19 protein-coding genes and 1 tRNA gene are annotated in these 15,206 nt (G+C 66.4%); 13 read left to right on the forward strand and 7 right to left on the reverse strand.

Annotation, left to right across the window (positions count from 1 at the left end):
- The first annotated feature begins 114 nt into the window (after positions 1-114).
- The 6 genes from AC3D24_RS18580 to AC3D24_RS18605 are packed head-to-tail and all read left to right on the forward strand — an operon-like array spanning position 115 to position 4,208.
- Positions 115-447 (forward strand): hypothetical protein, encoded by a 333-nt coding sequence (locus AC3D24_RS18580; protein WP_489033228.1) that lies wholly within the window; start codon positions 115-117, stop codon positions 445-447.
- Between the two features lie 57 nt (positions 448-504).
- A complete protein-coding gene (locus AC3D24_RS18585) occupies positions 505-1,065 on the forward strand; it encodes a YkgJ family cysteine cluster protein (RefSeq protein ID WP_489032548.1) in 561 nt (186 codons plus the stop codon).
- Positions 1,066-1,121: 56 nt separating this feature from the next.
- Entirely contained in the window at positions 1,122-1,691 is a 570-nt protein-coding gene (locus tag AC3D24_RS18590; RefSeq protein ID WP_489032549.1) for a CvpA family protein, read from the forward strand.
- Positions 1,688-2,119: an iron-sulfur cluster assembly scaffold protein gene (locus AC3D24_RS18595; RefSeq protein WP_489032550.1), complete on the forward strand. Its 432-nt coding sequence runs from the start codon at positions 1,688-1,690 to the stop codon at positions 2,117-2,119. Before AC3D24_RS18590 ends, AC3D24_RS18595 begins: the two co-directional genes overlap by 4 nt.
- On the forward strand, positions 2,119-3,882 hold the full coding sequence (locus AC3D24_RS18600; protein ID WP_489032551.1) for a cation:proton antiporter domain-containing protein: 1,764 nt from the start codon (positions 2,119-2,121) through the stop codon (positions 3,880-3,882). Before AC3D24_RS18595 ends, AC3D24_RS18600 begins: the two co-directional genes overlap by 1 nt.
- Positions 3,879-4,208: a DUF423 domain-containing protein gene (locus AC3D24_RS18605; protein WP_489032552.1), complete on the forward strand. Its 330-nt coding sequence runs from the start codon at positions 3,879-3,881 to the stop codon at positions 4,206-4,208. Before AC3D24_RS18600 ends, AC3D24_RS18605 begins: the two co-directional genes overlap by 4 nt.
- A 158-nt stretch (positions 4,209-4,366) precedes the next feature.
- Here the strand turns inward: AC3D24_RS18605 and AC3D24_RS18610 are convergent, their stop codons facing one another.
- Genes AC3D24_RS18610 through AC3D24_RS18620 form a run of 3 tightly spaced genes read right to left on the reverse strand, consistent with a single transcriptional unit; the run spans position 4,367 to position 6,155 of the window.
- On the reverse strand, positions 4,367-4,507 hold the full coding sequence (locus AC3D24_RS18610; protein WP_082444318.1) for a DUF2256 domain-containing protein: 141 nt from the start codon (positions 4,505-4,507) through the stop codon (positions 4,367-4,369).
- Positions 4,507-5,607 carry a 3-dehydroquinate synthase gene (gene aroB, locus AC3D24_RS18615; protein ID WP_489032553.1) on the reverse strand — a complete coding sequence of 367 codons (1,101 nt, stop codon included), beginning with the start codon at positions 5,605-5,607 and terminating at the stop codon, positions 4,507-4,509. Before aroB ends, AC3D24_RS18610 begins: the two co-directional genes overlap by 1 nt.
- Complete coding sequence (locus AC3D24_RS18620; RefSeq protein WP_489032554.1) at positions 5,604-6,155, reverse strand: shikimate kinase; 552 nt, start codon at positions 6,153-6,155, stop codon at positions 5,604-5,606. The genes aroB and AC3D24_RS18620 overlap by 4 nt, the downstream gene beginning before the upstream one ends.
- A 93-nt stretch (positions 6,156-6,248) precedes the next feature.
- On the opposite strand from AC3D24_RS18620, the gene AC3D24_RS18625 reads away from it, so the two are divergent.
- From AC3D24_RS18625 to AC3D24_RS18640, 4 genes are all read left to right on the forward strand, one after another.
- Positions 6,249-6,383, forward strand: coding sequence for a hypothetical protein (locus AC3D24_RS18625; RefSeq protein ID WP_489032555.1), 135 nt, complete (start codon positions 6,249-6,251; stop codon positions 6,381-6,383).
- A 31-nt stretch (positions 6,384-6,414) separates the two neighbouring features.
- Positions 6,415-8,223: a hypothetical protein gene (locus AC3D24_RS18630; protein WP_489032556.1), complete on the forward strand. Its 1,809-nt coding sequence runs from the start codon at positions 6,415-6,417 to the stop codon at positions 8,221-8,223.
- Positions 8,220-9,119, forward strand: a complete 900-nt coding sequence (locus AC3D24_RS18635; RefSeq protein ID WP_489032557.1) for a tyrosine-type recombinase/integrase — start codon at positions 8,220-8,222, stop codon at positions 9,117-9,119. The genes AC3D24_RS18630 and AC3D24_RS18635 overlap by 4 nt, the downstream gene beginning before the upstream one ends.
- Positions 9,120-9,238: 119 nt before the next feature.
- A complete protein-coding gene (locus AC3D24_RS18640; RefSeq protein WP_489032558.1) occupies positions 9,239-10,186 on the forward strand; it encodes an acetyl-CoA carboxylase carboxyltransferase subunit alpha in 948 nt (315 codons plus the stop codon).
- A gap of 91 nt (positions 10,187-10,277) precedes the next feature.
- Here AC3D24_RS18640 and AC3D24_RS18645 read toward each other — a convergent pair whose 3' ends face one another.
- Both AC3D24_RS18645 and AC3D24_RS18650 read right to left on the reverse strand, forming a co-directional pair.
- Complete coding sequence (locus AC3D24_RS18645) at positions 10,278-10,451, reverse strand: Flp family type IVb pilin (protein WP_489032559.1); 174 nt, start codon at positions 10,449-10,451, stop codon at positions 10,278-10,280.
- A gap of 137 nt (positions 10,452-10,588) precedes the next feature.
- Entirely contained in the window at positions 10,589-10,792 is a 204-nt protein-coding gene (locus AC3D24_RS18650; protein WP_489032560.1) for a Flp family type IVb pilin, read from the reverse strand.
- A gap of 32 nt (positions 10,793-10,824) precedes the next feature.
- On the opposite strand from AC3D24_RS18650, the gene AC3D24_RS18655 reads away from it, so the two are divergent.
- Positions 10,825-11,265 carry a (deoxy)nucleoside triphosphate pyrophosphohydrolase gene (locus tag AC3D24_RS18655; RefSeq protein ID WP_489032561.1) on the forward strand — a complete coding sequence of 147 codons (441 nt, stop codon included), beginning with the start codon at positions 10,825-10,827 and terminating at the stop codon, positions 11,263-11,265.
- Between the two features lie 190 nt (positions 11,266-11,455).
- Here the strand turns inward: AC3D24_RS18655 and AC3D24_RS18660 are convergent, their stop codons facing one another.
- A complete protein-coding gene (locus tag AC3D24_RS18660) occupies positions 11,456-12,796 on the reverse strand; it encodes a chymotrypsin family serine protease (RefSeq protein WP_489032562.1) in 1,341 nt (446 codons plus the stop codon).
- Positions 12,797-12,933: 137 nt separating this feature from the next.
- Positions 12,934-13,007: transfer RNA gene (locus AC3D24_RS18665), tRNA-Cys, on the reverse strand.
- A 217-nt stretch (positions 13,008-13,224) separates the two neighbouring features.
- Here AC3D24_RS18665 and AC3D24_RS18670 point away from each other — a divergent pair.
- Positions 13,225-14,232 carry a helix-turn-helix domain-containing protein gene (locus AC3D24_RS18670; RefSeq protein ID WP_489032563.1) on the forward strand — a complete coding sequence of 336 codons (1,008 nt, stop codon included), beginning with the start codon at positions 13,225-13,227 and terminating at the stop codon, positions 14,230-14,232.
- 309 nt (positions 14,233-14,541) lie between these two features.
- The gene (locus AC3D24_RS18675) at positions 14,542-15,204 is read left to right on the forward strand and encodes a protein-L-isoaspartate O-methyltransferase family protein (RefSeq protein WP_489033230.1); all 663 of its coding nucleotides are present in this window, start codon (positions 14,542-14,544) and stop codon (positions 15,202-15,204) included.
- Positions 15,205-15,206 lie beyond the last annotated feature (2 nt).

Below are 15,206 nucleotides of genomic sequence, written 5' to 3' on the forward strand. Positions count from 1 at the left end.
GTGGGGCCTTGACGTATTTCGTCGGTTACCGGTCAATCGAACCGCGCGTAACAGCGTCGTGGCAGGTAGGTTTGGCCGAGCGCTGAGCGCATGGCCTCTTACGCCAGCTATGCTATGGGCGCCGGCATGGCGAACACGCGAAGCAATACCGGTACCGTCGAGGTAGATGGCACCCGATACGATTGGAACCTCGAGCGCGAGCCACAGCATACGGATGCCGAGGGCTGGAAGGGCATGACGATCTCTCTGTTGCAGGACGATGCCCAACGCGAAGCCCTGCTCGAGTTCCCCGCGCCCAAGCGTCTGTTGAAAGGCCTGCCACGTGGGCGGCTCCAGATCGACGACGCGACGATCTCGCGCGGCGTGCGGGCAGCCTTGCAGGCGGGATGGGAGCCGATGTCGCGCGGCAAGCCGATGGTCTTCACGGTGGACGCCGAAGGGAACTGAGCCGTGGCTCGGCGTGAAACCGCCCCACCCATCCCGGTAGCCGACTCAAGGGCGCAGATGCAGCCCCAGGCCGATCTGGAAACCACGCTGCTGGGGCCGGTCCTGCTCGATCGGAACTGCGGCGACTGCACCGCGTGCTGCACCGAGTTGACCGTGAGCACGCCCGAGTTCGCCAAACCGGCGGGAACGCCGTGTATCCACCTGTCGGGACAGGGGTGCGGTATCCACGCGGTTCGCCCGCGCATTTGCCGGACGTGGTTCTGCGCCTGGCGACGGGTTGCGCGCCTGCCCGACGCGGCCCGGCCCGACCGGTCCGGGCTTCTCGTATCGCTCAATTTCGTAAGCGCGCCGCAGAATTGCCTGGAAGGCGTCTCGATCAACGTCCGCGTGCTCGCCGGCAGCGACGCGATCGCGAATGGCATGGCGGCGACCGTATTGGACAGCGTGTGCGACCAGCTGGTCCCGGTATGGTTCAGCGACGGGGCGAAGAAAATGCTGATGCACCCCGACAACGACGTCGCCCGCTTCGTTCTGTCGGGGGGCTCCGCGCCGGCCCATCTGCAGGACGAAGTCGCCGCGTGGCGCGAACGCTACGGTGTTTTCGGATTGAACGGCTAAGTCCTGGTTTGCGCATGCACTAGCGGTTCGCCGCCCGCGTCCCTATTCCAGAGCGCATGAACCTCACCGCCCTCGACATCGTCGTCCTGATCGCCGTCGCCGGCTCCGCGGTGCTCGGCTTGATCCGCGGCTTCGTTACCGAAGTGCTGTCGATGTTCGCCTGGGTCGCGATGGTGGCGATGTTGAAGCTGTTCCACATCCCGCTCGCCGCGGCGGTGTCGCCGATGATCGGCACGGTCGGTGGCGCCGCGGTGCTCGCCTTCGCGATCATCACCGGCGTCACCTATATCGGCGGCCGCCTCGTCGCGAACGCGATCGGCGCGCGGACGCGGACCTCGATCCTCGGCCCCGTAGACCGCGCGCTCGGCTTCGGCTTCGGCGCCTTGAAAGGCCTGATCCTCGCCAGCCTCGTCTTTCTGCTCGCCACGCTCGTCATCGACACGATGAGCGGCGGTCCGTCGCGCCGACCCGAGTGGATGACCAAGTCGCGCACCTATCCGCTGCTCAACGCTACCAGCGCCAGCATCGCAGATTTCGTCGACCGTCGCCGACGCGGCCAGCCGGTGTTCGGCGCGCACGCGTCGACGCCTCCCAAATCCGACAACGCAAGCGAGCCGAAACCATGAGCGCGCCCCTCTACAACGCCGAGATCCTTCGCCTCGCGGCAACGATCCCGCACCACGAACGCCTTCCCGAGCCGATGGCGACCGCCGAGAAACGTTCGCCGATCTGCGGCAGCCGCGTCACGATCGATGTCGCGGTGGACGACGCCGGCAAGGTCAGCGAGGTCGGCCTGCTGGTCCGCGCGTGCGCGCTGGGGCAGGCGTCGTCGTCGCTGCTCGCGTCGAACATCCTCGGCCGCACCCCCGCCGAACTCGCCGCGACACGCGACGCGCTGACGGCATGGCTTGCGCGCGAAGGCGATGCGCCTGATTGGCCGGGAATGGACATCTTCACCCCCGCGCTCGACTATACCGCGCGCCACCCCTCGATCCGGCTCGCGTTCGAAGCCGCGGCCGAGGCTGCCGATACCGCTGCAAAGGCGAAAGTCTGATGGCCGAGGGAACGACGCCCTCGCTGTTGCGCGACGGCGTCGTATTGCTCGGCTTTGGGCTGATGTTCGTGCTGCTGTTCCGGCGGCTCGGGCTCGGCGCCACGCTGGGGTATCTCGTCGCGGGCGCGGTCGTCGGGCCGCATGTCCTCGGCCTAGTCGGCGACGCGGAATCGAAGCTCGGGTTCGCCGAGCTCGGCATAACCTTACTCCTGTTCATCGTCGGGCTCGAACTCAATCCAACGCGGTTGTGGCGGATGAAGGAGGAGATCTTCGGGCTCGGCGCGTTGCAGGTCGTGGTATGCGGTCTCGCAATTACCGCGATCGTCTGGATCGGTGCGAAGTTCTCGATCCCCGCAGCCCTGGCGTTAGGCCTACCGCTCGCGCTGTCCTCGACCGCGCAGGTCCTGCCGATGCTCCGCTCGTCCGGCCGAATGCGGACCCCGTTCGGCGAACGTGCCTTCTCGATCCTGCTGTTCCAGGACCTCTCGATCGTCCCGCTCATCACGATCGTTGCGGCAATGAGCCGTAATCCGGCCGACGCCAACGCGCCGCCGGGGTGGCTGCTCGCGGTTTATACCGTGCTCGCGGTCGTCGGGCTGGTGATCGCCGGGCGCTTCCTGTTGCGCCCGTTCTTCCGCCTGATCGGCAATCTCGGCGAGCGCGAGATGTTCGTTTTCGCGGGGCTCTTCACCGTCATCGCCAGCGCGGCGATCATGGAATGGCTCGGGCTGTCGACCGCGCTCGGCGCGTTCATCGCCGGCGTGATGCTCGCGGACAGCCCGTATCGGCATGAACTCGAGGCGGACGTCGAGCCGTTCCGTTCGATCCTGCTCGGGCTGTTCTTCCTCGCGGTCGGCATGGTGCTGGACCTGAACGCGATCGCCGAACGCCCGTTGTTCGTCATGGCGATGGCAGCCGCGCTGATCCTCACCAAGACCGGCGTCATCATGGCGATCGGCATGGCGTTCAAGATGACCTGGCGCCAGGCGTTCGCGCTCGGCCTGTTGCTCAGCCAGGGCGGCGAGTTCGGCTTCGTCCTGTTCGCGCAGGCGCAGGCCGGGCTGCTGATCGAACCGCAGGCGGCCAGCCTGTTCGGCGCGATCATCACGCTGTCGATGGCAACGACGCCGTTCCTGATGGGCATCACCAAGCGCCTCCGCACCGAACCGATCGCCGCGAACCAAGAGCGCGACGGGCCCAAGGTCGATGGCGCCAATGCGATCATCGTCGGCTATGGTCGCTTCGGACAGACGGTCGGCCAGATGCTGCTCGCGCAGGATATCCCGGTCACGCTGATCGACACGGATATCGAAATGATCGACATCGCCAGCGAATTCGGTGCAAAAGTCTATTACGGCGACGGCACCCGGCTTGATCTGTTGCGACAGGCAGGCGCGGCGGAGGCGGAACTGATCTGTTTCTGCATGGACGGCGACCAGCTCGAGCCCGACACGATCGAGGGCGTGCACGAGGCGTTCCCGAACGCGGCCATCTATGTGCGTGCATTCGACCGCCGTGCGCTGGTCAAGCTGAAGAACACGTCGGCGAATGCCGTCGTCCGCGAAGTGCTCGAATCGGCGGTGAAGATGGCGCGGCTGGCGTTGAAGGGGCTGGGCATCGCAACCGCCGACATCGATCGCGCGGAGGAAATGTACCGCGCACGCGACAAGGAGAGGTTGCAGTTCCAGATCGCGTCCGGCGACATCCGCGGCGCCCGCACGGAGACCGCGCAACGCTTTCCCTGGGGGAACGACGGCAAATGATCCTGGTAATCCTGGCGGCGCTGTCCGGCGCACTCGCAGTCGCGGCGGGAGCTTTCGGTGCCCACGGCGCGAGCGGTTCGGCCGCGGAGTGGTTGCGGACCGGCGCGCAGTATCAGCTCGTCCACGTTGTGGCTGCGCTCGTCGCCGTGCGAATGGAGGCGCGGGGCCCGGCGTGGCTGTTCGTGTTCGGTGCTGCGATATTCGCGATGACGCTGTACGCGATGGCCCTCGGCGCACCGCGCTGGTTCGGCGCGATCACGCCGATCGGCGGCGCGCTGCTGATCGGCGGATGGTTGTGGCTGGCCTGGAGTGCGGCGCGGACCTGACCAGCGAACGGCAGTTCGCTCTTACGATCCTCCCCCGCCAGGGGGAGGTGTCGCCGTAGGTGACGGAGGGGGAGGACACCGAACAGAGGTTATCGCTTTCCTCCCCCTCCGACTGGCAAGCGCCAGTCACCTCCCCCTGGCGGGGGAGGATCGCAAGGTTACCGCTTCTTCCGACACGCGTCGGAGCAGTAGATCACGCTATCCCAATCCCGCGCCCACTTCTTCCGCCACGTAAACGGCCGCTCACAAGCAGGGCAAACTTTAGTCGGCAGATTCTGCTTGGCGACGCCGTTAGGCATCAGCGCGGCTGCGCATCGAGGAATGTCTCGACGTCCCCGAGGTTAACCGATTTGTCGAGATAGGTCTGGCCGATCCCGCGCGCGAGCAGGAAGGGAAGCGTGCCTGCCGCCATCTTCTTGTCGTGGCGCATGTGATCGACCAGCCGAGCCCCGCTCGCGCCGACCCCTGCCGCCGCCAGACCATCGGGCAAGCGCGTGTCACGCCAGTGCGCTGCAACCCGCTGCGCATCCTGTCCCGAACAAATCCCCTGCGCCGCCGAAAATCCGAACGCCAGCGAACAGCCCGCCGCGACACCCTCGCCGTGGATCAGTGCCTGCGAGAACCCGGTCTCCGCCTCCAGCGCATGCCCGAACGTGTGCCCGAGGTTGAGCAACGCCCGCGTTCCGTTCGTCTCATGCTCGTCCGCCGCGACGATTCGCGCCTTGGCCGACACGCTGTGCGCGATCGCATATTCACGCAGCGCCAGGTCGCCCGCGAGCAGCGCGGCGCCATTTGCCTCGCACCATTCGAAGAACGCGAAATCGTCGATCAGGCCGTATTTCACGACCTCGGCATACCCAGCGCGCAACTCGCGAATCGGCAGCGTATCCAGCACCTGCGGATCGATCAGCACCATCGCCGGCTGGTGAAACGCGCCGATCAGGTTTTTCCCCGCCTTCGTGTTTATCGCGGTCTTGCCGCCGACCGAACTGTCGACCTGCGCCAGCAAGCTCGTCGGGATCTGCACGAAGTTGCAGCCGCGCTTGAGGATCGAGCACGCGAACCCGACCAGATCGCCGATCACGCCGCCGCCCAGCGCAACGACATGATCGCCGCGCTCAACGCCCAGTTCGAGCAGTCGGTCGCAGAGCATTTCCAGCGTCGCCCAGCTCTTGCTGCCTTCGCCGGGGGCGAGGATGATCGCCTCGGATGCGATCCCCGCCGCGGTCAGCGACACCTGCACCGTCGCCAGATGCTCGGCCAGGTTCTGGTCGGTGACGATCGCCACCCGCCGCCCCTTCGCTAGCGGCGCCAGAAACTCGCCGGCGCGGGCGAGGATTCCCGCCTCGATATGGATCGGATACGTCCGCGCACCCAGTTCGACGGTAACGGTCTTCATCGGCCAAGCGCCCTCAGGATAGCGGCGACGGTCGCTTCGTGCGGCGTCTTGTTGCTGACAATATGGATATGCGCCTGCGCGTAGATCGGGTTGCGTACCCGCGCCAGTTCGGTGAGCACTTTGCCCGCATCGCGATTGCGCAGCAGCGGACGGCTGTCGCGGCGTCCAACGCGCTCGACCAGAATATCGGGATGTGCGCTCAGCCAGACCGATACTGCATCGCGCAAAATCAGTGCGCGCGTGTCGTCGTTGATGAACGCGCCGCCACCCGTCGCGATGATCTTCGGCGTACCGTCGATCAGGCGGGCGATCACACGGCGCTCGCCATCGCGGAAATACGCTTCGCCGTATTTGGCGAAGATCTCGGCGACGGTCATGCCCGATGCGGCCTCGATCTCGTGATCGGCATCGACGAACGGCAGGTTCATCCGCAACGCCAGACGGCGGCCGACCGTCGTCTTGCCCACGCCCATCAGCCCGACGAGCACGATCGGCCGGTCGATCGGGGCATGGTTGGGGCCGCCTGCGGGGTTGTGGCTTTGCAACATCGTGAGGGGCGCTATACAGCGGCACCGCGCGAGGGCAAAAGCTCTTGGCGCCTGTTTTGTCCGCTTCCCCGTCCACTTCAAGGTTACGCCGCCATGTCCCGTTTCATCATTTCGGTCGTCGTCGTTCTTGTCGTGGTGGTCGGCGGCCTGTTCCTGCTTGCCGGCCGTGCGACCGAGCGTCCGCAGAGCCGCGTCGAAAAGGCCGTGACGCTTGCGAACCTCTCGTAAGGCAACACTGACGGCGGCCGTCGCCGTTGGAGTGTTGACCGTTACCGGGGCGATCGCGCTTGCCCCCGCGATCGGGCAGGACCGTCCCGAATCGATCCTGCCGCCGGGGTTTGGCGAACCGACGCCCGCACCCGTACCTGCGCCGCGTCCGGCTGCTCCGGCTGGCACGCAACCCGCGCGTCCGACGACACCCGCCTCGCCACCGTCGCAAACGCCATCGCCGTCGCTGCCGCCTGGCGCGATGATCCAGCCGCTGCCGTCGGTCTCGCCCGAAACGGCGTTGCCGGTGTCCGCCGCCACGCCGGCACCGGTCGATCCGGCCATCCTCGCGCGGTACGAGATGCCTCAGTCCGCGCGCCGGTCGTTGAAGACCGTCGGCCCCGTGACGTCGAGTCAGGGGGGGCTGAGTACGGATGCGTTCGGTGATGCCGATGGTCAGTATGTCGAGACGCTGATGCGCCGCTTGACCGCGCCGCTGCCGTCGCGGTGGATGTCGATCCTGCTGCGGCGCGCGCTGGTATCGCGCGTCGATACGCCGGCTCGGACCAACGGCGCGGATTTCGCCGCCGAACGCGCGTGGCTGTTGTTGCGGATGGGCGAATCGGTTGCCGCACGCGCTGTCGTGCAGAACGTCGACACCGACAATTACACGCCGAAGCTCTATCAGGTCGCGATGAACGCCTCGCTCGCGACCGGCGATCCGGCCGGGTTGTGTCCGCTGGTTGCTGGCGCAATGCGCTATGCGCCGGCACGCGGCTGGACGATGGCGCAGGCGATGTGCGCAGGCCTGTCGGGCAATCCTGCGCAGGCAGGCCCGCTGATCGCCACCGCAAAACGGCGTAACGTGGCCAGCGGCGTCGACATGCTGCTCGCGCAGAAAGTCGTCGGTGCCGGCGCGCAGGGACGCCAGGCGGTCACGATCGAATGGGACGGCGTCGACCAGTTGACCGCGTGGCGGTTCGGGCTGGCGATGGCGACCGGCGTGACGGTGCCCGACGAGCTTTACGCCACCGCTGAACCGCAGGTGAAATACTGGCAGGCATTGTCGCCGAGCGTGGCCTTGGGCGGACGGATCGCTGCGGCGGAAGCAGCGGCGGGGCAGGGGGTGCTCTCCAACGCGGCGCTGGTCGATCTGTACGGCGCCGCGGCGAGCGACGACGATACGCAAAGCACGATCAGCGCGACCGCGACCGATTTGCAGACCGCCTATGCCGATCGCAATACCAGCGCCCGGCTGACTGCGATGCGCCAGCTTTGGGGCGGCGCGAACGTTCGGCCGTCCTATGCGCGTCTGGTGCTGACCGCACGGGCGGCGGCGCGGCTCAACCCGACGGTCGCCAAGGACGAGGCCGATCATCTGGTCGCCTCGATGCTGTCCGCCGGGCTTGACCGGACCGCCGCGCGCTGGCTCGGGTCCGTGCCGACCGGCAGCGACGCCTGGGCTATGATCGTGCTGAGCGATCCCGATGCGTATCGTCGACTGACCTATGCCGATCTTGCCTCCTATTCGGGTGGCGAAGGCGATTCGGCGCTGAAGCAACGCATGTTGTTCGCCGGGCTCGCGGGGCTTGGCCGTCTCAACCAAGCCGATGTCGAACGCGCGGCGGAAACGCTCGACGTGCGGATCGGCGCCGAGAACGCCTGGACGCGCGCGCTCGACCGCGCTGCACGATCGGGCCAATCGGGCACCGTCGTCGTCCTTGCGGCAATCGGTATGCAGACGTCCGGCTGGAAGAGCATTCCCCCCGAAGCGCTATACCGGATCATCGGCGCGCTTCGTGCCGTGGGTCTCGACGGTGAAGCGCGGATGATCGCCGCCGAGGCCATCGCACGGGCGTGACCCAGTCAGGCGATCGCGCGCTGATCGACCGCTTCCTGGAGATGATGACCGCGGAAGCAGGCGCGGCGGCCAACACCGTCGCCGCCTATCGCAGCGATCTGTCGCTGGCCTCTATGGCCCTCGAGGGCGGGCTAGCCGAGGCCGATACGGAGGCGTTGGCGACGCTCGCCAGTGGCTGGTCCGCCTTGTCACGCTCGACCGTCGGCCGGAAATCGGCCGCGCTGCGCCGTTTCTTTGCGTTCCTCGCCGATGAAGGCCACCGACCCGACGATCCGGGCAAGGCGCTCCCTCGACCCGGTACCGCTCGCGCATTGCCCAAGGTGCTGAGCCATGCCGATATCGATCGCCTGTTCGCCGCGATCGCGGAACGCGCGGCGCGAACTCCGCTCGACCCCAATGATTTGCGTCTCTCCGCACTGTTCGAACTCCTCTACGGCTCGGGCCTGCGCGCGACCGAACTCGTCAGCCTGCCGCGCAACGCGGTCCACCCCGATCGCCCGTTCCTGATCCTGCGCGGCAAGGGGGGACGCGAGCGACTCGTGCCGATCTCCGATCGCGCGCGCGCCGCGGTGGCGGTCTGGCGCACCTATGTCGCGGTCGACCGGGCATGGCTGTTCCCGTCAGGCAAGGGCCACCTCTCGCGCATCCGCCTGTACCAGCTCGTGAAGGCGCTCGCGGCGGAGGCCGGCATCCCGCCCGATCGGGTCAGCCCGCACGTCCTGCGCCACGCGTTCGCAACGCACCTCCTCGCCGGTGGCGCCGATCTGCGCGCGCTGCAATCGATGCTCGGCCACGCCGACATCGCCACCACCGAGATCTACACGCACGTCGATTCGAGCCGCTTGGTCGAACTCGTCAACACGCGCCACCCGCTGGCGGATCTGCCCCCGCGGTGACGCGAACTGGCCTCCGCGGTGACACGAACTGGCCCCCGCGGTGACGCGAACCGGGCACCGCGGTGACGCCAGCCGGCCCCCGCGTTGACGCGGGCCGCCTCGCACCGTAACCGCCGCCTATGCCAAGCTTCCTCGACTTCGAGAAACCGATCGCCGAACTCCAGGGCCGGATCGACGAACTCCGCGACACCGCCGCCGAAGGCAGCGTCGACCTCACCGCCGACATCGCTCGCCTGCAGGGCAAGTCCGACAAGCTGTTGAAGGACACCTTCGCGCGGCTGACGCCGTGGCAGAAGACGCAGGTCGCGCGTCATCCGGAACGTCCGCACTTCAAGGATTACGTCGCCGCGCTGTTCGACGAGTTCGTGCCGCTGGCTGGTGATCGTGCGTTCGGAGACGATCAGGCGATCATTGGCGGCTTCGCGACCTTCCGCGGACGAAAAATCATGGTGCTCGGCCATGAGAAGGGCGACGACACCGCCAGCCGCCTCCGCCACAATTTCGGCATGGGCAAGCCCGAGGGCTACCGCAAGGCGATCCGTCTGGTCGAGCTCGCCGACCGGTTCGGCCTGCCGATCATCACCCTGGTCGACACATCCGGTGCATTCCCTGGCATTCAGGCGGAAGAGCGCGGCCAGGCCGAGGCCATCGCGCGCTCGACCGAAGCCTGCCTCAACGCCGGCGTCCCGATCGTGTCGGCGATCGTCGGCGAGGGCGGTTCGGGCGGCGCGGTAGCGCTGGCAGCGGGCAACCGCGTCCTGATGTTCGAACACGCGATCTATTCGGTGATCAGCCCCGAAGGCTGCGCTTCGATCCTGTGGCGTACCGCCGACCGGGCTCCTGAGGCGGCCGAGGCGATGCGCATCACCGCGCAGGATCTGTTGGCGTTCGGCGTGATCGACGGCATCGTGCCGGAACCGCTCGGCGGCGCGCACCGTGACCGGGCGACGGCGATCGACTCGCTGGGCGGCGCCCTGTCGTCGGCGCTCGCCGATCTTGCGGCGCTGACGCCGGCGGAACTGCGCAAGGATCGCCAGGCCAAGTTCCTGAAGATGGGCCGTCTGTAACCGCTGACGAAAAAGGGCGGCGGAACCGATGTTCCGCCGCCCTTTCGTAACGCTGGGGTAGCTCGATGCCGAACCACCCTGCGATATCCGCTCAACCGGTCGAGTTGGTCAGCTTGGTCGAGACGTTGTTGAACGTCTTGTTCAGGCTGTTGCCCAGGCCCTGCATGGCGGCAATGGCTGCAACTGCGATCAGCGCGGCGATCAGGCCGTACTCGATTGCGGTCGCGCCCTTGGAATTCTTGAAAAACTTGCGGATCGTCTTCATTCCGGTCTCCATCGTTCGATTGCTTCAGTGTCACCCGGCTGGACCGGACGGGCCGGATCAGCATTCCGGGAATAGGTGCGGTGAGTTGAGAAAGGTTTAAGGTCGCAGCGAAATTTTGCAGAGAAGGCGGACTTTCGTCAGCGCGCCGTCGTGACCTTGTCGTTGACAGTGCCCCACATCGACGTCGTCGAGTTGGCGAGCGTGGTCAGCCCGACGATCATCGCTATGACGACAAAGGCAAGGATCAGCCCATATTCGATTGCCGTAGCGCCCCGACAATTGCGTAGCAGGCGTGCGGTGACGCGGGCGACGAACGTCGCCACTGGGAGTTTCGGCCTCATGGAGGTCAATCTAACCGACGGAAAATTAAAGAATGACCAACGATCTGACCGATCCGGCTACGCATTATCCCGTATCGACGCTGCTGCCGGTCGTGGCTGCCGCGATGGTCGATCTGGAGGGCCGCGTATTGCTGCAGCAACGCCCCGAAGGAAAATCGCTTGCCGGTCTCTGGGAGTTTCCCGGCGGCAAGGTGGAGCCCGGCGAGACGCCGGAGGCCGCGTTGATTCGAGAACTCGAGGAAGAATTGGGTATCGCGGTGCCACATGCGTGTCTGGCGCCCGCCGCCTTTGCCAGCGCACCGCTCGGCGATCGTCACCTGCTGCTGCTGCTTTATGTCACGCGTAAATGGAGTGGTGTTCCGCGCGCGCTGGAAGCGACCGCACTACGTTGGGTGCGTCCGGCCGACATGCACGCATTGCCGATGCCACCGGCTGATCGCCCGCTGATCGGGTTGCTCGACGCACTCATCTGACGGCTCGGACGTGCCGAGGACCGCCGCGGTCGTTCGGCATACCCCGGCTTCAAATATAAACTTGATTTGGTATATTTCGCTGTCAATATGATTGCACCCAGCGCGCGTCCCAAGACCGCTCGCGGGTATCTGGATGGCGGCTCGCACGGGTTATTCCCTTTTCTCGAGCGAGCCGTATCCGCTGACGGCGCTACCGCCGTTCCGCCATCGATGCGGCAGCCATTGAGGTGGGCGAATATGCCAGCGTCCAGCCCTGCGGCAAATAGTCCGTCGACATGTAGTAATAGAACAGGCACGTTCCGTCGCGTCGATACGTCCCGCCCTTGACGAGCCCTAGCGCCGTCGTCCCGTCGAACACCGGCGCACCGCTGTCGCCACCTTTGCAGGTAGGTCCTTCGACCGCCGCCCAGGTTGGCAGGCACGCACCGCCGCATAGATCGCCCGCCGGCGCGAAATCGACCATCGCCACCAGCGCGCAACTATAGCCCGTGCGTTCGCCGCGGTGACAGACGAAATCACCCGCGCGCACGCTGTTGCGCAAGCGCCATGTCGATACAGGTCGGACGTGCGTCTTCGCAGTATCGGCGAAGAAGACCGGCGCGAGCACCATGCCGTCGGGCACCAGATTGACCTGTACGTCCTGATAGCCCCAACCCCATTGCCCGATGAACTCGAGCGGGACCTCGGCATGGTTCGCGCCGACATAGGTCAGGTCGTTGGGGCAATGCGCCGCGGTGACGATGCCGGATCGCGTGCCGTCGGTGACGACGAAGCCGGTGGTGCAGGCATAGCGGCGGCCATCGACCGTGCCGACGACCCGTGCGCCACCATCGACCGGGCCCATACCGGCAGGAACGTTCGAACCATTGTCCGCCATGTTGCCGCCGGGGTCATCGACCGCAGTGATCCGCACCGGGACTCCGGTCATCGCCTCGAACCGCGCCTTGAGCGCGCCATCGCGATCGAGTGCGCTGTCCCGACCGCTGATCATCACTACCATCGAGCCTGTCCGCGGATCGGCGCCGAGCCCTGGCGGATGCGGCAACGCAGCGCGAATCTGCGCCTGGTACGTGCCGATCGCCGCGATCACCTGCTCACGGGTGGCCGCGGCGCCGGTTCGGAAGACGATCGGCACGACGATCCCGCCTGCCGAGATCGACCGGTCGGCGACGGGCTCGTCGCCGGTCAGCAGGACGACGATGCGGTAGGCAGGGACATGTTCGACGACGATTCCCGCCCAGCGATCCTCATACGTCTCGTGCAAGGCATCTGTTGCTGCCACGCTGTCGCTCTGCGCGCGCAACCGGTGCATTGCCTCGTCGAGCGACACGTCGAACGCCCGCGCATATTCCGCCGCATCCTGCATCAGCGCCTCGACCGGCAACTGCACGTGGAGGGCGGGGGCAGGGACGGGGGCAGGGGCAGGAGCAGGGGCAGGGGCAGGGGCGGGGGGCACCACAACCTCCGTCTGCACCGCCGCCGACACCGCGGTGGTGACGTTCGGCAGCAGAAAGGCGAAGGCAAAGAGCATCCGCGCTCGAAACATCGACATAGGAAGTTGAAATCCGAAGCGGGAACAGGCCTCGTATACGCCGCACGACGGTTAACGCACGCTTGCCGGCTTGACGACAACGCGTCGTCTGCTGGCGCAAGAGTCGAATTGTGCGCTGGAGGCCCGACCGGGAATCGAACCCGGGTGCGAGGATTTGCAGTCCTCTACGTCACCACTCCGCCATCGGGCCCCGATGCGGACGGCGCAAATGCTTCGTTTTTATCCTCCGGTCAACCGTGACGACACCGATGTGCGGATTATTCCTGCCGACCGCGGATCCAGACCCTTCGCAGGCAATCCGGGCTAACCGCGTCGATCTGTCGGACGCTCGCCGGATTTCGTGACTCGCTCCGTTACGGTTCTATGCCTAAGCAGGAACGATGGGGACGACTTGGGGGCGAGTCACGATGGAAGTACAGGATGTTACGGGCGGTACCAACGCAACTGGCATAGACGAGGCGGTGTTTGCGATGCCGCCGGGAATGGCGATCCGCTACGATCGCCCGACTGCCGCGCTCGCTGATTATATTACCGGCTATCACGTCTATCGGACGAACGGCGATCTGCCACAGCTGGACTGGTTCCTTCCCGCGGGGGCGAACGTCCGGATCGCCCTGGACGCCGGCCCGATCGCGGTCTCGATCGGTCGCCGGGCCTATAATCCGCTTCCCACCGCCAGCCTGTTCGGCCCGACCAGCGTTGCATTGCAGGCGACCACGACAGGCGGGGTCATGATCGGCTTCGGGATCAGCGCGCTCGGCTGGGCGCGCCTGTTCCGCCGCCCCGCCGGAGACTTTCGCAACCGGATCGTTCCGCTCGAAGACGTGATGGGGCATGCCTTCACCCGCCGCCTCGTGACGGCGCTGCACGGCGCGACGAGCGATACGATGATCGCGGCGATCCTCGACGCGATGCTGCTCGCGCGGCTCGGTCTGCCGCATGCCGATGCGCCGCGGGTTCGTCAGTTGATGGCGATCATCGCTGAGGACGGACCGACCGACATCGTCGCGGTCGCAAACCAGCTCGACATGCCGACGCATGGCCTGCGCCGCCTGTCGGTGCGGCATTTCGGGTTTCCGCCCAAGTTGCTGCTCATGCGCGCGCGCTTCCTGCGCTCGTTCCTTCGCTTGATGGCAGCAGGCGAGGGGGCGGACTATTCCGTGATCGACGGCAGTTATTTCGACGCCTCGCATTTCCTGCGTGATTCGACGATGTTCCTGGGCACGACGCCGCGCCGGTTCATGGCCCTGACCAAGCCGTTTCTCGATGCGAGCGTGCGAGCGAGGGAGGCGGTACTGGGCGCACCGACTCAGGTGCTCCATGACATCGCCGCAGCCTCGGCTCAGGCCGGCATCCGTCACTCCGCAAAGGCCTCGCGTGCCATTTCCAGCGACGCCGAGGGAATTCGCTGCTAGGGTATCGTCAGAGGTGTTGCCGTGGACTTCCGCATGCGCCCTCGACGTCCCGCCCGCGGCATCTCGGTGTCACACGGGCGGGCGGGGCGTCTACATCCGTTCGGCTTGGCCTCGTTTGCGACCCGCCGTGCGGAGCCCGGATGCAACACCCGACCCGAAATCGGATCATCGCGTGCTTGGCGTCATCGCCGCCGCACGATACATGTCGACGCAACAACTAGTGTATTGCACAACTAAAACAGTTGTGCGACAGGATGGGCCATGACGACGATGAGCATCGATACCGCGACTGCGACCCCCGCGACCGTAATGCCGGGAACTTCGGCCTCCGCTTTTGCAGAGATGCGTCATGCGATGGTCGCCAGCCAACTGCGTACCAACGCGGTCAGCGACCAGCGCGTCGTCGCGACGATGGCGCGGGTGCCGCGCGAGGATTTCCTGCCCGCCGATGTCCGCTCGATCGCGTACCGCGACACCGCGATCGCGCTCGGCGGCGGTCGTTATGCCAATCTCCCGATGGCGACCGGCCGGTTGCTGACCGAAGCGTATCTGACTGCTACCGACCGCGTCCTGCTGATCGGCGCCGCGACCGGTTACACCGCCGCCGTGCTGGCCGAGATCGTGGACTCGGTGGTTGCGGTCGAGAGCGATCCGGCGCTGATCGCGGTCGCGCGCGGTGCGCTTGCCGGTATCGGCAACGTCGAATTGGTCGAGGGTCCGATGCAGGACGGCAGTGCCGCGGGCGCACCCTATGACGTGCTGATCGTCGACGGTGCGATCGAATCGATTCCGGATGCGCTTGTCGCACAGGTCCGCTCGGGCGGACGGGTCGTCGCCGGGATCGCCGAGCGTGGCCTCACCCGGCTCGCGTCGGGCCGCAAGACCGATGGCGGCTTCGCGCTCGCCGCGTTCGTCGATGTCGAATGCGTGACGCTGCCAGGCTTCGACGCCCCCAAACCCTTCAAGTTCTGAGC

The organism is Sphingomonas sp. SL1004 (genome assembly GCF_057815015.1).